Genomic DNA, 15,439 nt, shown 5'->3' with positions numbered 1-15,439 from the left:
CTCCTGGAATATTCTGGATTAGCTATGGCCTTCGCGCCTTTCTCCTAAGCGCTCTTGTAGCAGGCGCAGTTTCAAGTGCGCTGACGCTGGCAAGGCCGGATGAGGCCTAACAATTCATTCAAGCCGAAGCCGCTTCGCGGCTCGGCTTAATTCAGGCGTTAGGCGTCACCGAGAATTCTCATGAAACCATTTCAGAAGATCGCATTCAGACACATGGCTTACGCCATCGTCGCATTGTTGGCCATCCAAGCAATCAATTATGTGCTTTTCAAGCTCGACCTAATGAATCTGCAAAATATATTTAGATCTCCAGCAGTCACTGCAGTGTTCGCCAGCCAACTGTACTTCGCTGTTGGCGAAGCTTCCGGTCAATTGCCACGGCGCAACTTTTTGACAGGACGCACACAGATTCAACAACGTGACGCCTAACAATTCGTTCAAGCCGAGCCCGCTTCGCGGCCTCGGCGCCACCCGCCTCGCCTTGGGCGGGCCGGCTTAACTCAGGCGTTAGATCCCACTCGGAGTGTCAATGTTCTTGCCATTTATTGCGCTTGCTCTTGCCGCTGAGCCCCAAGGCCAAGATGAGTCATTTAAGGTGTTCGTAGACTCCATCGCTCATCCTCCGTACGTAGCTGCCTGTTCGAGCATATTCTCCAAGCATCCGAATTTGACAGAGTTGTATGAGACAGAACTGCGCTCATGGCAGGAGAGGCATAGACTTGAGATCGAGGCCGGCTCAAAAGTCGCGCACGACAAGGGATTTACCGCTGACTCTGTGGCCTTTGAAATGGCTCAATCCGCTGTGTTGCGCGGTACTGAAGCTCTCAAGCGCAAGAGCCTTTCAGAGCAGGCTGAACGCTGTGATGGCCTCGTTCGGGACCTGCGGAAATAGTCGGGTGTGATCTAACAATTCATTCAAGCCGAAGCCGCTTCGCGGCTCGGCTTAATTCAGGTGTTAGGGCGCTATGCAGACTCTCCTAAGACTTGCAGCAATAGCCTTACTGGCAACGGCCTGTGCAGCGGCTGGCCCACTCACTCGCCAAGTGGGGCGAGACGTCGAGTTTTCTGATCGGCTCAGCGGCCCCTTAACTCAGGTGTTAGACGTCACACCAGCACTCTCGTAGGTGACACGTGAAGGCAAGCCAAAGAGAAGATCTGCTTAGGATGCTGCAATTTATGGGGCAACCCAAAGCACATGGACTTTCGCAAGAAGAGCTTGATCAAACTTTGATCGAGTTCTGCGCAGGCTGCCCAGATCCAGTTGGCGCGCGTTGGCTTGTTGTGGAGTGCCTTGATCCTCTCTCAGACAGCGAACTGATAGACAGGGCATTAGGTATGCCACACCGTCCAATTTCTGATACCCCTACATCAATAATTCCGGCAAATCATCCTGCAAGGTCGGCAGATCGTGACGCCTAACAATTCATCCAAGGCGAAGCCGCTTCGCGGCTCGGCTTAATTCAGGTGTTAGCCCCCTACCAACCATCCGAATGAACAGACCACTTCTCTTCTTACTGCTGACTGTTTCATCCACAGCGAGTGCCATCATCATCAGGCATGATGTAGATGACTCTAAGTATCGAGTTCCGGCATCAGAATTTCCCGCACTTGCCGATATGCCAGGCGAGGCCCATGGCGTGCTTATTGCGCCGCAATGGGTTGTAACTGCTGCTCACACCACACTCGGACATCCTGAAGAAATCATACTTAACGGGCTGCCTCGCAAAGTAGAGCGCCTGATTGTTCATCCCGGCTACGAAAAGCTCCCGGACGAGTTAATTGCACAAGCAATTAAGTCAGGCGACGCATCCCGCGCAATGGCATTTCAGGCCTCGAATGATGACATCGCGCTAGTGAAGCTGTCGGCGCCGATCGCTGATGTCACACCTGCAACTCTATATCGTCGAAACAATGAGTTAGGAAAGACCGTGAAGCTTATCGGCAAAGGAGCGACCGGAGACGGCGCCACTGGCCAAGCCGGTCCAAACCGTACTGTTCTGCGTCGCGCGTACAGCAAAATCATCCGCACTGACGGCCATTGGCTCGTCTCTCAGTTTAATGCGGGCCTTACCGCGCATGCACTGGAGGGCATGTCGGGCAGTGGCGACAGTGGTGGCCCGGTACTAATCAAAGTCAAAGGTCAGTGGCAGCTGGCTGGGTTAGCTGCCTGGAAGTACGTGGATGGCAACGCTGCAACGTTTCGTATGGGTGTCTATGATCAGAGCACTTATAACGTTCGCATATCCAGCTACGCTAGATGGATTGAGAATGTAATGTCTTCGGACACTGCTCATCGCGCAGCAGGGGGCTAACAAATTCATTCAAGCCGAAGCCGCTTCGCGGCTCGGCTTAATTCAGGCGTTAGGGCGCACATGCAGATCATCGCAGCTGTTTTGATAGCAATCGGGGCTCTAGTCACGCCCTTCTACTTCCATGCGCTCGTCCGATTCCGGCGCATCCTCCTGGCCGAGCGCCCGGAGATGGTCGATCGACGTGGGTCTCTGAGCTTTTTCTACACCGGCATGCCGCGATTGGCAGATCCGAACGTTGGCGTTGCTGTGATTAGCACCGCTTTCGGCCCTATGGTCAAAGAGCTCAAGGACCCAGATGCCTTGCGGTACGCTCGCCGCATACGGTTGAGTCTTTTCGTAGGGGTACCCGCATACCTGCTGGCGTTCGCCATGCTGTTCGCGGGTGCGCCCTAACAATTCATTCAGGCCGAGGCCGCTCGCGGCTCGGCTTAGATGTCATGAGATGTCTTGTCGCACCCTGACATTCATCCTGGCAAGCAGTGCCTCCTTGGCCGCGCCGCTAAATTCATTCAGAAAAACCGCTTCGCTGTTCGGTTAAATTCGACTGTTACGATACAAAGAGAATGTCATGGAATCCCAATTCGTACCGAGCAATGATCTTGAAACCCATTTACTGAATGCGCAGCTGGGTCATATCCCTGAATCAGACTTCTGGGACACATTGTTGCCCGCCAAAGTTGTCGTACTTCTGGACAAGGACCCTGGGCCTGGTGGCGTGTGGGACAACTCTGTTTCGCCGTTGATCCTGTCAAATGCAGACGGCTCGCTGGTTCTTGCCATGTTTACGGCTCCAGAGCGCTCTACTCCCTGGCATAAACGGGTTCCCCAGTTTGCGTTCGGGATGGCCGTGCCGTTCCAGTGGCTACTTCAGGGTATTGCCAACAACGTAGGCATTGTTATCAACCCCGGCTATACCGTCGGGCTTGAGATGTCACCCGATGCCATAGCAGTTCTAAAATCCCGATTGCAACCACCTCCGGTTGCGTCCTGACTGTCCATCCAGGACGTAGGCGCTTCGCGGCTCGACTGGCACCACAAGCACGCATTACTGCAACCCGCTGTCAACCATGCGGTGGAGAATGATCATGCACCTTGGCAACTTCTCCGTCAGTCTTGCGGTAAAGGACATCGGGCTATCTCGCGCCTTCTACGAAAAGCTCGGTTTCACCGTGTGGGGTGGAAACCAGGAGCAGAACTGGCTGATCCTGAAGAACGGCAGCACAGTCATCGGCCTGTTCCAAGGGTTGTTTGAGCACAACATCCTGACCTTCAATCCCGGCTGGGACGGCGACGCCAGGAAACTGCCCGAGTTCACCGACATTCGCGACCTGCAGCGCTCCCTCAAGGCTCAAGGCGTTCAATTGATCAGCGAAGCTGACGAAGCCACCTTTGGACCAGCCAGCTTCATGGTGGCGGATCCGGATGGCAATCAGATTCTGGTCGACCAGCACGTCTGATTTCCTCGGTGGCGAAGCCAAAGCCATCCGTCGACCGGATGTTCGTTAACCCGCGGATGTTCCCTTGCGTTCGTAGTCGCGCACGGTGCGGTCATGGTTCCAGTGCTGTCTAAAGTCTTGCTCCTTTTTTCGGAGCAACGCCATGAGCATAGCCACCCCAGAACCTCGTCTGCTTGACCGGGTTCGGAACAAGATCCGCCTCAAGGGTTATTCGCGCGCTACTGAGGACGCGTACTGTCATTGGGTACGCCAGTACGTGTTGTTCCACGAGAAACGGCACCCTGATGGAATGGGCGACAAGGAGGTGGAACAGTTCCTGTCCCACCTGGCAGCCCGCAGGCACGCATCGCCGTCTACGCAGAATCAGGCGCTATCGGCGCTGCTGTTTCTATACAAATCCGTCCTTGGCCAGCCGATTGAAACGCCAATCAAGGCGCTGAGAGCCAAGAAATACGCGTGCATTCCCTCGGTCCTGTCGGTGGAGGAAACCCGACGTCTCCTGTCCGCCATGTCCGGGGTGACAAAGCTGATGGCGGAGCTGACCTACGGCGCCGGATTGCGGATTTCCGAGACCCACTCCCTCCGGGTGCAGGATCTGGACTTTGGCAGCCTCCGCATCATTGTCCGCGACGGCAAAGGTCGAAAGGATCGATTCACCCTCCTTCCCGCGGGACTCGTCGCGCCACTGCAGGCGCACCTTCTCAAGGTGAAAGAACTACATGCCAGCGACCTGGTACGTGGCTATGGAGCGAGTGTCGTGCCATGGGCTTACGCCAGGCGCAGGCCGAACGCGAGCAAGGATTTCCTTTGGCAATTCGTGTTTCCTTCGAGCAATCTGTTCCATGATGCGGAAACAGGGATCAGCGGTCGTTGGCACCTGAATCCAGGCACGTTGCAGAAGGCGGTCCAGGTTGCCGCGCGGCTTGCAGGCATCAACAAACGCGTTTCCGTCCATACCCTCCGGCATAGCTTCGCAACCCACGTGTTGCAAGGCGGATGCGATGTCCGACGGATCCAGGCGTTGCTCGGACACTCGCGCATCAACACCACCATGATCTACGCGCATATCCTTGACGCTCACCAACTGTCGGTCGTCAGCCCCCTGGACGCATTTTCATTCCGTGAAGCCGTCTGATTCGATCATTTGGACCCGAGCAGCCTCGGATTGATTCAGTGGGTCAGGGCGGTACTTCCGCCTTGACCCATGACAGTCACCGCGATCGTTGCCTGCGTCGCAACTCCAGCACGCCATAGACGCCCACCAATGCGGCCAGGGCGACGATGATCGCAAGTCGTTCGTTGGCATTGAGCGTGGTGACGATGGCCAGCATTGCCGCCAGCGATACCAGCGGGATCAGTGGACCGCCCGGCAGCACGAAGGGCGCGTCGCCGCGTTCGCGGATGTCTCGGGATTGCGCGCGCCACGCGGCGATGCTGACCAGGCCGTAGACCAGGCAGATCGCGCCGCCGGAAATCAGCGCGAGTGCATCGAAGTTGCCCATGATCGCCAGCACCCACGCCAACCCGGCATGCACGACGAGTGCCCAGATCGGCACGCGATGCTTTTCGCTCACGGTGCCGAACACGCGCGGCAGGTAGCCATCGCGCGCCAACGCGTACACCAGGCGCGACGTGCCGAACAGGTTGCCCATCAGGAAACCCGTCATCGAGATGCACGCGGTGATCAACAGCAACACGTGCGCCGGCGCCCACACTGCGCCGGCGGTGTCGGCGACGGGCACGCGGCTCTGCGCCAGCGAAGGACCGAGTACCCCCTGCCCCACGATCTGCAAGGCCAGGTACAGCAGCACGACCAGCAGGATGGCGATCATCGTGGCGCGCGGAACGTCGCGTGCCGGGTCGTTGATCTCGCCCGACGGCACCAGCGCGGTCTCCATGCCCGAGTACGCGAACATCACCAGCACCATCGATGCGCCCAGCGCGCCCCACGAAGGCACCTCGCCGATCGCGAAGCTCACCTGGCTCCAGTCGACGACGAACAGGCCGAACACACACAGCAGGAACAGCGGCGTCAGTTTCAGCGCGGCCAGCGTCGTGATCGCGCGCGCACCGAGCTTCACACCGAACGCGTTGAGCGCAAACAGCACGCCATACACCACGGTGAGCAGCAGCGCGCGCGGCAATGCCGGGGCGAAGGCAGGCAGCAGACGCGCGACCTGGTCGGAAAGTCCAGCCGCCACGCCCGCGCTGGACGTGAAGTTGCTGATCCACATCAGCGCGCCGCCGATGAAGCCGGCGAACGGACCGAACGTCGCGCTCAGGTAACTGTAGGGTCCGCCCGTCACCTGGACCCGGCTGCCGATCGCGGCGAAGCACAATGCGATCGGGATGATCGCCAGCGCACCTGCCACCAGCGCCAGCGGCGCGGCGGGTCCCATCTGCGCCGCGAGTGCGGACGGCATCCGGAAGATGCCGCCACCTACGATCACGTTGATCACGGCGGCGGTCAGTGCGAAGGTCCCGACCGCGCGCAACAGCGCGGCATCGCCGCGCAGTGCACTGCCGGTGGCGGGCGACACGGATGCGGAGCGCGAAGCTTCGTTCATCGACGGACACTCTGGCAGCGGATGCGACGCCGCAGGTTCGCACGTCGCCCGCCCGGTTCCAAGCTAGCGCTCATGCGGTCTGGGAACACCGCCATCACCACGCCCGGCAGTCGCTCGCCTTTGAACGCTTCGCCTTGAACAAACTACCTTCCGAACAGATCGGAGGTGGCTTGCCTTTCAACGTGACCTGCCCGTAGTGCCCCCGGACGGCTGGCAGGCACGGCTACCGCCAAATGCCGCGCAGACTTTTGCCGGGATCGGGCCTAGCATCGGCGCTTTCCCGTTGGAGCTGGCCCGATGCGTCGTCTCGCGATCCTGTCCCTCGCACTGTGCGCACTCGGCGCGCAGGCCCAGACTGCCGAACGTCCGGAAGTGACCGCCGCCGCGCGCAAGCTGCACGACCAGGTCATCGCGTGGCGTCGCGATTTCCACGCCAACCCGGAGTTGTCCAATCGCGAGGAGCGCACCGCCGCGAAGGTCGCCGAGCACCTGCGCGCGTTGGGCCTGAAGCCGCAGACCGGCATTGCCCACCATGGCGTCGTGGTGGTGATCACCGGTGGCAAGCCGGGGCCTCGCCTCGCCCTGCGGGCCGACATGGATGCGCTGCCGGTCACCGAGCAGACCAACCTGCCCTTCGCCTCCAAGGTCACTGCCAGCTTCAACGGCCAGACCACCGGCGTGATGCATGCCTGCGGCCACGACGCGCACACCGGCATCCTGCTCGGCGTCGCCGACGCGCTGGTGGCGATGCAGAAGGAGCTGCCGGGTCAGGTGATGCTCGTGTTCCAGCCGGCGGAAGAAGGCGTGCCGCCCGGCGAAAAGGGCGGCGCGCCGCTGATGCTGGAGGAAGGCGTGTTCAGGGATTTCAAGCCGGATGCCGCGTTCGGGCTGCATGTGTTCTCGACGCTACAGGCCGGCCAGATCGGCGTGCGCCAGGGGCCGCTGATGGCGGCATCCGATCGCTTCACCATCACCATCAAGGGCCGGCAGACGCATGGGTCGCGGCCGTGGGGCGGCATCGATCCGATCGTCGCCGCCGCCGACGTGATCGGCACCGCGCAGACCATCGTCAGCCGTCGCACCGACATCGCCAAGCTGCCCGCCGTCGTCACCTTCGGCACCATCCACGGCGGCATCCGCTTCAACATCATTCCCGACGAAGTGACGATGACCGGCACCATCCGCACCTTCGACACCGGCATGCGCGACCGCATCTTCGCCGACCTGAAGAATGTCGCCGAACACGTCGCCGCTGCGCATGGCGCACACGCGGAAGCGAAGGTGCCCGACGCCGACGGCAATCCGGTCACCGTCAACGATCCCGCGCTCACCGCGCGCATGCTGCCGAGCCTGCGGGCGGTCGCCGGTGCCGACAACGTCGTGGAACCCTCGTTGCAGATGGGCGCGGAAGACTTCTCGTACTTCGCGAGGGAAGTGCCATCGATGTATTTCTTCGTCGGCGCGACCGCGAAGGGCATCGACCCGGTGACCGCGCCGAGCAACCACTCGCCGCAATTCACCCTGGACGAATCCGCGCTCGACCTGGGCCTGCGCGCGATGCTGCAGGCGACGCTGGATTACCTGCACGGCGCGCAGCAGTGACGTGACGCCGGTCTCCCCGGCGCGGCCTGGAGGCAAACGTCGTGGCGTAAGGCGGGTCTTGACCCGCCGCTTTGCGCGATGGCGTCGGATGGCGCGCGATGCCGCGCAATGGCGGGTCAAGACCCGCCCTACCGCAGTCACGGTAATTCGTTGCAGGAATGCGGATCGATCGAATACGGATGCATCGGCGCGCCGAACCCCGGTCGCGCCTCCACCCGCGCGATCCACGCACGCAGGTGCGGATACGGCTGTAGCGACAACTGCGCTTCCTCGGCGCGACTGACGTAAGCGAACAGCGCGATGTCGGCGATGCCGTAATCGCCAGCAATGAAGCCGCGCGTCGCCAGTTCGGCATCGAGGATCGCAAGCGCCTTGAGCGCGGCATTGCGCTTGATGTCGACCAGCGCCGTCGGTCGCCGCGCCAGCTTGCCGGTGAGCGTCCAGTGACGCAGTGCGCCCAGCTGGCTTTCCACGCGTTCCTGCTCGAACGAAAGCCACTGCGCGACCTTGCCGCGGCCGAACGCATCGTCGGGCAGGTACGGCGTGCCCTGCGCGAGGTACAGCAGGATCGCGTTGGATTCGGCCAGCGCGCGACCGTCGTCGAGCATGATCGCCGGCACGGTGCCGGTCGGACTGATCGCCCGGAACGCATCGCTGCGGCCTTCGCCTTCGAAGATGCTGACGTGCCGCGTCCGGTGCGGCAGTTGCAGGTGTTGCAACAGCTGCCGCACCTTCCAGGCGTTCTGCGAGGGCAGGTAGTCGTACAGGGTGAGCATGGCGTGATTCCTTCGGCGGTGCGCCAGTGTCTGCGCGGATCGCCTGCGGGAATATCCGATTCCTGCGCCACCGCGGGCGCGTGCGAAACGTCTTCGTACTCGGTTCTGCCGGCCGACGCCTGCGTACTGGCCCTCGCACCATCACCGCTAGAATGACGGCATGACCTCCAACGACCTGCCCCTCGGCCGCCACGTCGATTACCCGCGCGAATACGACGCCACGCTGCTGTTCCCGATTGCGCGCGCGATCGGCCGTAATCACATCGGCATCGGCGCGGAACTGCCGTTCATTGGCGTCGATCGCTGGCATGCCTATGAACTGAGCTGGCTGGACGCGCGTGGCACGCCGCGCGTGGCGACGGCAACGCTCGAAGTGCCGGCCGACTCGCCCAACCTGGTCGAATCCAAGTCGCTCAAGCTCTACCTGAACTCCTTCAATGCCACCCGCTTCGATGACGATGAAGCGGTGCGCGCGCGCATGGTCGCGGACCTGTCGCGCGCAGCCGGTGCGCCGGTGGGCGTGGTGTTCGGCTTGCCGCCGATCGACGCGGGCGACAACGACGGCGAGTCGATCGATGACATCGACCTGCACGCCGACATCGCTTGCTACGGCCCACCCGATGCCACCCTGCTCCGCGCCGACACCGCTGTCGTCGTGGCCGAGACCCTCGCCAGCGCCGTGCTCAAGTCCAACTGCCCGGTGACGGGCCAGCCGGACTGGGCACGGGTGTCGATCGCCTACCTCGGCCCGCGCCTGGATCGCGAAGCCCTGCTGCGCTACCTGGTGTCGTTCCGTGATCACGCCGAGTTCCACGAACAATGCGTGGAGCGGATCTTCAGCGACCTGCTCGCGGTGGCCCGCCCGACCGCGTTGTCGGTGGAGGCGCGTTACACGCGGCGCGGTGGACTGGACATCAACCCGTGGCGGGCCACCGCAGGCTATCGGCGACCCGCCAGCGGGCGCGACGAACGCCAGTGATCGTGAAAGACTGAATGGGGGATGCCTGCCGCTCCGGCAGGTAACTCCGCGGCGACGACAACGCCATATTTCCTTAACAACCGGCGTGCCACTGTGCCGACGGTCGACCCAATTCCGGGGAGGAGACCCCTCAATGAGCAACGAAAAGAAGCCTGACTTTTCCAACGTGACCAGTGGTTCCTCGAGCACGGAACCGGCCGGCAAGCCCGATTTCTCCAACGTGCAGTCCGGCGCTTCCTCCACCGAGACCATCACCGGTGGCGGCGGAACCGGCGGCGCAGGCGAGCGCACCTACACGGTCGTCAAGGGCGACACGCTCTCGCACATCGCCAAGGAGCAATACGGCAAGGCCAGCAAGTGGCATGCGATCTTCGAAGCCAACCGCGACCAGCTCGACGACCCCGACAAGATCTTCCCGGGCCAGGTGCTGAAGATTCCGGCCCTCGACGCCGAGTAAACGCATCGCCACTTTCGGCGCCGCTCGCCTTTCCCCTTAGTTCGCACCCTTAGAACCCTGCACAAGGAAAAACGCATGAACCACAACCGCCTTTCGCACGCCCTGCTGGTCGCCATGCTCGGCACCGTGGCCATCGTCGGCTGCAAGAAGAAGGAAGAAGCCGCCCCGGTGGCGCCGCCGGCTGCCACCGAACCGGCTCCGATGCCCGCACCGGCACCGGCGGTCGCCGCGACCGCTTCGGTCACCGGCGTCGACCTGGGCAACACCATCGGCGCTGACATGAAGGTCGGCATGCCCGCCGCCACCTTCGCGCCGAAGGACACCATCTACGCGTCGATCGCCACCACGACCAGCGACGCCGCGGCCTCCGTGCCGGGCAAGCTGTCGGTCAAGTGGACCCACGTCGACAGCAACCAGACCGTCAACGAAGAATCCCGCGACGTGACCTTCACCGGCGTCGGCTCGACCGAGTTCCACATCGCCAAGCCCGACGGCTGGCCGACCGGCAAGTACAAGGTCGAGGTCTCGCTCAATGGCGCGGTGGTGCAGTCGCGCGATTTCGAGGTCAAGTAAGCCATCTCTCTCCACCCCATGGTGGGCAAGCACGGGCGCGGCCGTTCAGGTCGCGCCCTTTTTTTGCCCGCGCGCCGCCTTGTGTTCAGCAAGGACTGTGCGATGCCGGGTTTTCCGCGGGTTTTCCGCCCCGCCGCGCGGCGTTTCGATGGCGGCGCGGGGGCCCCTGTGCTAAAAAATGTCCCCCCACTGACGCGGTCTGCGTCGGCGCGCCCAAGGAATCCTCGATGCAATTCCCGCAATCCTTCTGGCTGGCGACGCCCTTCGCCGCGCTCGTCTCCCTGCTTGCCCCGACCCTGAGCCTGAGCCCGCCCGCCTCGCTGGCCGTCACCGCACCGGTGAAGACCGACGAAGCCGGCCTGCAGCAGCGTTTCGCCCAGCTCCCGCTGGCGTTCGAGCGCAACCAGGGCCAGACCGATGCCGCGGTGAAGTTCCTGGCGCGCGGCCCGGGTTACAGCCTGTTCCTGACGCCGACGGAAGCCGTTTTCAGCCTCCAGGCCGCCGGCAATGACGCTTCGCCGCACGGCCTGGCCCCGCGCGGTGCACAGGCGACGAACGCCGCGCCGGCAACGGTGGTGCGCATGGCGCTGTCCGGCGCCAACGCCAACCCGCAGTTCGAAGGCCTCCAGCCGCAGGCCGCGAACAGCAACTACTTCACCGGCGCCGACCAGGCGCAGTGGCAGCGCGATGTCGCCCAGTTCGGCAAGGTGCGCGCCCGTGGCGTGTATCCCGGCATCGACGTCGTCTATTACGGCAAGCAGCGCGAACTGGAGTACGACTTCGTCGTCGCGCCCGGCGCCGACCCGGGCCGCATCGGCCTGACGTTCAATGGTCCGGACGCGCTGCGACTGGATGGCAAGGGCAACCTGGTCCTGGCCACCGCGCACGGCGACCTGCTGCAGCACCGCCCCGTCGCTTACCAGGACATCGACGGCCGCCGCGTGGCGGTCGAAGCCGCCTACCGCATCACCGCTGGCAAGCAGGTCGCCATCGCCCTGGGCGCCTACGACCGCGACCACGCACTGGTGATCGATCCGGTGCTCAGCTACAGCACCTACCTGGGCGGCACGGCGGACGACTTCGCCACCGACATCGCCGTGGACGGCGCCGGCAACATGTATGTCACCGGCTACACCGCTTCCACGACATTCCCGACCACCACGCCGATCCAGGCCGCCAACGGCGGCGTGGCCGACGTGTTCGTCACCAAGATCAACGCCGCCGGCACGGCGCGGGTGTACAGCACCTACCTGGGCGGCGACAAGTTCGACGCGGCCTACGGCATCGCCGTGGACGGCGCGGGCAACGCCTACATCACGGGCACCACGGCTTCGACCGGCTTCCCGGTCAAGTCCGCGGCGCAGGCAACGCTGGTGGGCACCTCCAACGCCTTTGTCGCCAAGATCAACGCCGCCGGCAGCGAGCTTGTCTACAGCACCTACTTCGGCGCGAAGTCGGACTTTGGCACGCGCATCGCCGTGGACGCTTCGGGCAATGCGTATGCCAGCGGCTACACGCAGGGCGGGCTGACGTTCTCCGGCACGCCGTTCCAGGGCACCTTCGGTGGTACCGCCACCGTTGCCAGCACCGACGGCTACCTGGTGAAGTTCGACGCGGCTGGCGTCCGCGGCTGGGGCACCTACCTGGGCGGCAGTGCGAATGACTTCGTCGAGGACGTCGTCCTCGACGCATCCGGCAACGTCTACGTGGCCGGTTTCACGTCTTCGCCCAACTTCCCCACTCGCAATGCTTTGCAGGGCACGCACGGCGGCAACGCCGACGCCTTCCTGACCAAGTTCACCAGCGCTGGCGCAGCCGTGTACAGCACCTACTTCGGCGGCAGCAGCTCCGAAGGCGCCGCCGCCGTTGGCGTCGACAGCGCAGGCAACGCCTACATCGCCGGCCAGGCCTACGGCAACACGTTGCCGCTGCTCAACTCGATCCAGCCGCAGACCGGCGATTGGGACGGCTTCGTCACCAAGATCAGCGCCAACGGCCAGTCACTGGTCTACAGCACCTACCTGGGCGGCGGCGACTATGACGAAGTCACCGACCTGGTGGTCGGCGCCGATGGCAGCGCGACCGCGGTCGGCATGACCAGCTCCACGAGCTTCCCGACCGCGTCGCCGTGGCAGCCCGGATTTAGCGGTGGCGACGACGGATTCATCAGCCGACTCAATCCGCAGGGCACCGACTTCACCTGGAGCTCGATGATCGGTGGGCTGCTGTCGGATGTCGTGTTGGGCGCGACGCAGGATTCCGCGGGCCAGGTCTACCTGGCCGGCCGCACGTTGGGGCAGTTCCCGACCGCAACGCCACTGCAGGCCACGGCGGGCGGCGGCAAGGAGGGCTTCGTCGTGCGCATCGGTGGCGCCACGCCGACGTCGCTGAAGTTCCGCCGCTACGACGTCAACGACGACGGTCGCGCGGACATCTTCTGGCACAACGCCACCACCGGCGCGAATGCAGTCTGGAACAACGGCATCGCCGCATTCGTGCGTCCGGTGTCGACGCAGACTTCGGCGGCGTGGGTCGTTGCCGGCATCGGCGACTTCAACGGCGACCATCGCGGTGACGTGCTCTGGCGCAACACCAGCACGGGCGAAAACGAGGTGTGGCTGTCGACCTTCGACACCCACATGCAGTTGCTCACCACCGTCGCGGGAGCCGACTGGTACGTGGCCGGCCTGGGCGACTTCAATGGCGATGGCAAGTCCGACATCTTCTGGCGCAGGCACAGCACCGGCGCCAACGTGCTGTGGCTGGCCGGCGACTCCGCGCAGCGCGTGCAGTTGGCCACCGTCTCCAACCCGGACTGGAAGTTCGCCGTGATCGGCGACTTCAATGCCGACGGCAAGGACGATGTCGTGTGGCGCAACACTGCCACGGGCGGCAACGACATGTGGCGTTCGGCGCAGTCGACCCAGCGCGTGACGATGACCGCGGTGACCAACCTGGCGTACTCGATCGCCGGTGCCGGCGACTTCAACGCCGACGGCAAGGACGACCTGCTTTGGCGCAACAGCAGCACCGGCGCCAATGACCTGTGGTTCTCGGCCAACGCCCCCACCCACCAGAAGCTGGTCAGCGTCACGGACCAGAACTGGAAGGTCGCCGGCGTGGGCGACTACGGCGGCGACGGCAAGGCCGACATCCTGTGGCGCAACATCAGCACTGGTGCCAATGTGATCTGGAATTCGGGCACGTCGACTACGCAGACACGACTCAACGGCATTCTCGACCAGGCCTGGCAGCCTGCGCGCTGAATCCTGTCAGCCGAACCATCCCTGAAAAGCGCGGCCCAGGCCGCGCTTTTTCTTTGCCCGCTGGGCGGGCCGCGAACCGGCGATCACCGCAGGCTCATCGCTGCGGAAACACCCCGTCGACGTAGTACCAGCAGCCGCCTTCACGCACGAAGCGGCTCACCTCGTGCAACCGCACCGCCGCTGCACCGGCGACCTTGTAGCGGGCGACGAACTCGACGACGGCATGGTCCGCATCGCTGCTTTCGTGCCGCTTCACCTCCAGCCCCAGCCAGCGCGTCGCCGTGGCATCGCTGAAATCCAGCGTCGCCGGGCGTGTACTGGGATGCCAGGTCGCGCGCAGGTAGTCCGCATCGGCGCGTACGTAGGCGGTGTAGCGCGAGCGCATAAGCACCTGCGCATCGGCCGCGATGGCGTCGCCGGCGTGCAGCGGGCCACAGCAGCTGGCGTAGGCCTTCCCGGAGTCGCAGGGACAGGCGGGGGCGCTGGTGGCGGTTTTGGCGGCGATCCTGGTCATCGTCGTCATTGTCGGCGGCCCGCGCGCTGTCGTCATCGCGCCTGGAGGGTTCGCGGCGGCGGACCGGGCCCGTTCGCACTACCATGCGGCCTTTCCCCCGTACCAGGCCACCATGAAAGCCGCCCCCAACTACCTCGACGACGACCAGATCGAACGCCTCTCCGAGCTGCTCGACCAGCGCGCGGTGCCGTTCAAGGGCTTCAACCTGGAGGCGCTGGACGGCTACCTCTCCGCGCTGGTGGTCTCCCCGACCGACGTCCCCGCCGCGGAATGGCAGCCGGCCGTATGGGGCAAGCCGCCACGCTGGGCGGACGAAACCGAACGCACCGAAGTCGACGCCCTGCTGCTAGGCCACTGGAACATGGCCAGCCAACGTGTACGCCATGGCGACGACGACCTGCCCGACCACCTCGCGCCGCTGCTGTGGCTGCCCGAGGAGGCCGAAGCCGAGCAGCCGGACGAACTCGACGTCGGCCGCGACTGGGCCTTCGGCTTCTTCCGCGCAGTCGAGCTGCGCGAGGACGCCTGGGAAAAGTGGCTGGACGAACACGAGTGGATCGACGACATCTTCGTTCGCCTGGACCAGCTCGCCAGCGGCGAAGTGCTCGGCGAGGACCCGGAAGCACCGGGCACCCCGATCGGCTATCGCGAACGCCTGGAAATCATCGCCAGCCTGCCGGGCATGCTCAGCGATCTGCACCACCACCGCATCGATGCGCTGACCCCGCGCGAACCGATCCGCCGCGAAGCCACGCCCGATCGCAATGCACTGTGCCCGTGCGGCAGCGGCAAGAAGTACAAGAAGTGCCACGGCGCCTGAGCCGCGGCGCGCAGGCCATGAAGTCGTAATCCGGGGACGCCTGGCGCGCGGCATGCGCCCGGGCGTCGATCCTCGTCGTCCGCGACAGGGCGTTGCCGTCGCGCGTTCCGCGTCGC

16 protein-coding genes are annotated in these 15,439 nt (G+C 63.8%); 13 read left to right on the top strand and 3 right to left on the bottom strand.

Annotated elements, in window-relative coordinates:
* The first annotated feature begins 213 nt into the window (after window positions 1-213).
* The 7 genes from ACYVD7_RS11920 to ACYVD7_RS11890 all read left to right on the top strand — a co-directional run bounded on the left by ACYVD7_RS11920 (window position 214) and on the right by ACYVD7_RS11890 (window position 4,904).
* Window positions 214-429: a hypothetical protein gene (locus ACYVD7_RS11920; protein WP_460763405.1), complete on the top strand. Its 216-nt coding sequence runs from the start codon at window positions 214-216 to the stop codon at window positions 427-429.
* A 100-nt stretch (window positions 430-529) separates the two neighbouring features.
* Entirely contained in the window at window positions 530-892 is a 363-nt protein-coding gene (locus ACYVD7_RS11915; protein ID WP_460763402.1) for a hypothetical protein, read from the top strand.
* 598 nt (window positions 893-1,490) lie between these two features.
* Window positions 1,491-2,312, top strand: coding sequence for a trypsin-like serine protease (locus ACYVD7_RS11910; protein WP_460763400.1), 822 nt, complete (start codon window positions 1,491-1,493; stop codon window positions 2,310-2,312).
* Window positions 2,313-2,372: 60 nt separating this feature from the next.
* Window positions 2,373-2,705 (top strand): hypothetical protein, encoded by a 333-nt coding sequence (locus ACYVD7_RS11905; RefSeq protein ID WP_460763397.1) that lies wholly within the window; start codon window positions 2,373-2,375, stop codon window positions 2,703-2,705.
* Window positions 2,706-2,880: 175 nt separating this feature from the next.
* Window positions 2,881-3,303, top strand: coding sequence for an SseB family protein (locus ACYVD7_RS11900; protein WP_460763395.1), 423 nt, complete (start codon window positions 2,881-2,883; stop codon window positions 3,301-3,303).
* 94 nt (window positions 3,304-3,397) lie between these two features.
* Window positions 3,398-3,769, top strand: coding sequence for a VOC family protein (locus ACYVD7_RS11895; RefSeq protein ID WP_460763392.1), 372 nt, complete (start codon window positions 3,398-3,400; stop codon window positions 3,767-3,769).
* A gap of 142 nt (window positions 3,770-3,911) precedes the next feature.
* Entirely contained in the window at window positions 3,912-4,904 is a 993-nt protein-coding gene (locus ACYVD7_RS11890) for an integron integrase (RefSeq protein ID WP_460763389.1), read from the top strand.
* Window positions 4,905-4,980: 76 nt separating this feature from the next.
* Here the strand turns inward: ACYVD7_RS11890 and ACYVD7_RS11885 are convergent, their stop codons facing one another.
* Entirely contained in the window at window positions 4,981-6,336 is a 1,356-nt protein-coding gene (locus ACYVD7_RS11885; RefSeq protein WP_460763387.1) for an APC family permease, read from the bottom strand.
* A gap of 297 nt (window positions 6,337-6,633) precedes the next feature.
* On the opposite strand from ACYVD7_RS11885, the gene ACYVD7_RS11880 reads away from it, so the two are divergent.
* On the top strand, window positions 6,634-7,938 hold the full coding sequence (locus tag ACYVD7_RS11880; RefSeq protein WP_460763384.1) for an amidohydrolase: 1,305 nt from the start codon (window positions 6,634-6,636) through the stop codon (window positions 7,936-7,938).
* Window positions 7,939-8,075: 137 nt separating this feature from the next.
* Here the strand turns inward: ACYVD7_RS11880 and ACYVD7_RS11875 are convergent, their stop codons facing one another.
* Window positions 8,076-8,714 carry a glutathione S-transferase family protein gene (locus tag ACYVD7_RS11875; RefSeq protein WP_460763382.1) on the bottom strand — a complete coding sequence of 213 codons (639 nt, stop codon included), beginning with the start codon at window positions 8,712-8,714 and terminating at the stop codon, window positions 8,076-8,078.
* Window positions 8,715-8,874: 160 nt separating this feature from the next.
* Between ACYVD7_RS11875 and queF the strand changes: the two genes are divergently transcribed.
* The 4 genes from queF to ACYVD7_RS11855 all read left to right on the top strand — a co-directional run bounded on the left by queF (window position 8,875) and on the right by ACYVD7_RS11855 (window position 13,989).
* Complete coding sequence (gene queF, locus ACYVD7_RS11870; RefSeq protein WP_460763379.1) at window positions 8,875-9,693, top strand: NADPH-dependent 7-cyano-7-deazaguanine reductase QueF; 819 nt, start codon at window positions 8,875-8,877, stop codon at window positions 9,691-9,693.
* Window positions 9,694-9,826: 133 nt separating this feature from the next.
* Entirely contained in the window at window positions 9,827-10,150 is a 324-nt protein-coding gene (locus ACYVD7_RS11865; protein ID WP_460763377.1) for a LysM peptidoglycan-binding domain-containing protein, read from the top strand.
* A 75-nt stretch (window positions 10,151-10,225) separates the two neighbouring features.
* On the top strand, window positions 10,226-10,723 hold the full coding sequence (locus ACYVD7_RS11860; protein WP_460763374.1) for a hypothetical protein: 498 nt from the start codon (window positions 10,226-10,228) through the stop codon (window positions 10,721-10,723).
* A gap of 227 nt (window positions 10,724-10,950) precedes the next feature.
* Window positions 10,951-13,989, top strand: coding sequence for a DUF7948 domain-containing protein (locus ACYVD7_RS11855; RefSeq protein WP_460763371.1), 3,039 nt, complete (start codon window positions 10,951-10,953; stop codon window positions 13,987-13,989).
* Between the two features lie 94 nt (window positions 13,990-14,083).
* Here ACYVD7_RS11855 and ACYVD7_RS11850 read toward each other — a convergent pair whose 3' ends face one another.
* Window positions 14,084-14,503, bottom strand: a complete 420-nt coding sequence (locus tag ACYVD7_RS11850; RefSeq protein WP_460763368.1) for a YchJ family protein — start codon at window positions 14,501-14,503, stop codon at window positions 14,084-14,086.
* Window positions 14,504-14,615: 112 nt separating this feature from the next.
* On the opposite strand from ACYVD7_RS11850, the gene ACYVD7_RS11845 reads away from it, so the two are divergent.
* Entirely contained in the window at window positions 14,616-15,323 is a 708-nt protein-coding gene (locus tag ACYVD7_RS11845; protein WP_460763366.1) for a UPF0149 family protein, read from the top strand.
* Window positions 15,324-15,439: the final 116 nt, after the last annotated feature.

The organism is Lysobacter fragariae, from assembly GCF_054779775.1.
The sequence above is the reverse complement of the archived record's forward strand: the minus strand, read 5'-3'. Positions and strand labels throughout refer to the sequence as shown.

Coding starts and splice junctions, on each gene's coding strand:
- ACYVD7_RS11920 (WP_460763405.1), top strand. CDS start 214: ATGGCTTACGCCATCGTCGCATTGTTGGCCATCCAAGCAATCAATTAT.
- ACYVD7_RS11915 (WP_460763402.1), top strand. CDS start 530: ATGTTCTTGCCATTTATTGCGCTTGCTCTTGCCGCTGAGCCCCAAGGC.
- ACYVD7_RS11910 (WP_460763400.1), top strand. CDS start 1,491: ATGAACAGACCACTTCTCTTCTTACTGCTGACTGTTTCATCCACAGCG.
- ACYVD7_RS11905 (WP_460763397.1), top strand. CDS start 2,373: ATGCAGATCATCGCAGCTGTTTTGATAGCAATCGGGGCTCTAGTCACG.
- ACYVD7_RS11900 (WP_460763395.1), top strand. CDS start 2,881: ATGGAATCCCAATTCGTACCGAGCAATGATCTTGAAACCCATTTACTG.
- ACYVD7_RS11895 (WP_460763392.1), top strand. CDS start 3,398: ATGCACCTTGGCAACTTCTCCGTCAGTCTTGCGGTAAAGGACATCGGG.
- ACYVD7_RS11890 (WP_460763389.1), top strand. CDS start 3,912: ATGAGCATAGCCACCCCAGAACCTCGTCTGCTTGACCGGGTTCGGAAC.
- ACYVD7_RS11885 (WP_460763387.1), bottom strand. CDS start 6,336: ATGAACGAAGCTTCGCGCTCCGCATCCGTGTCGCCCGCCACCGGCAGT.
- ACYVD7_RS11880 (WP_460763384.1), top strand. CDS start 6,634: ATGCGTCGTCTCGCGATCCTGTCCCTCGCACTGTGCGCACTCGGCGCG.
- ACYVD7_RS11875 (WP_460763382.1), bottom strand. CDS start 8,714: ATGCTCACCCTGTACGACTACCTGCCCTCGCAGAACGCCTGGAAGGTG.
- queF (WP_460763379.1), top strand. CDS start 8,875: ATGACCTCCAACGACCTGCCCCTCGGCCGCCACGTCGATTACCCGCGC.
- ACYVD7_RS11865 (WP_460763377.1), top strand. CDS start 9,827: ATGAGCAACGAAAAGAAGCCTGACTTTTCCAACGTGACCAGTGGTTCC.
- ACYVD7_RS11860 (WP_460763374.1), top strand. CDS start 10,226: ATGAACCACAACCGCCTTTCGCACGCCCTGCTGGTCGCCATGCTCGGC.
- ACYVD7_RS11855 (WP_460763371.1), top strand. CDS start 10,951: ATGCAATTCCCGCAATCCTTCTGGCTGGCGACGCCCTTCGCCGCGCTC.
- ACYVD7_RS11850 (WP_460763368.1), bottom strand. CDS start 14,503: ATGACCAGGATCGCCGCCAAAACCGCCACCAGCGCCCCCGCCTGTCCC.
- ACYVD7_RS11845 (WP_460763366.1), top strand. CDS start 14,616: ATGAAAGCCGCCCCCAACTACCTCGACGACGACCAGATCGAACGCCTC.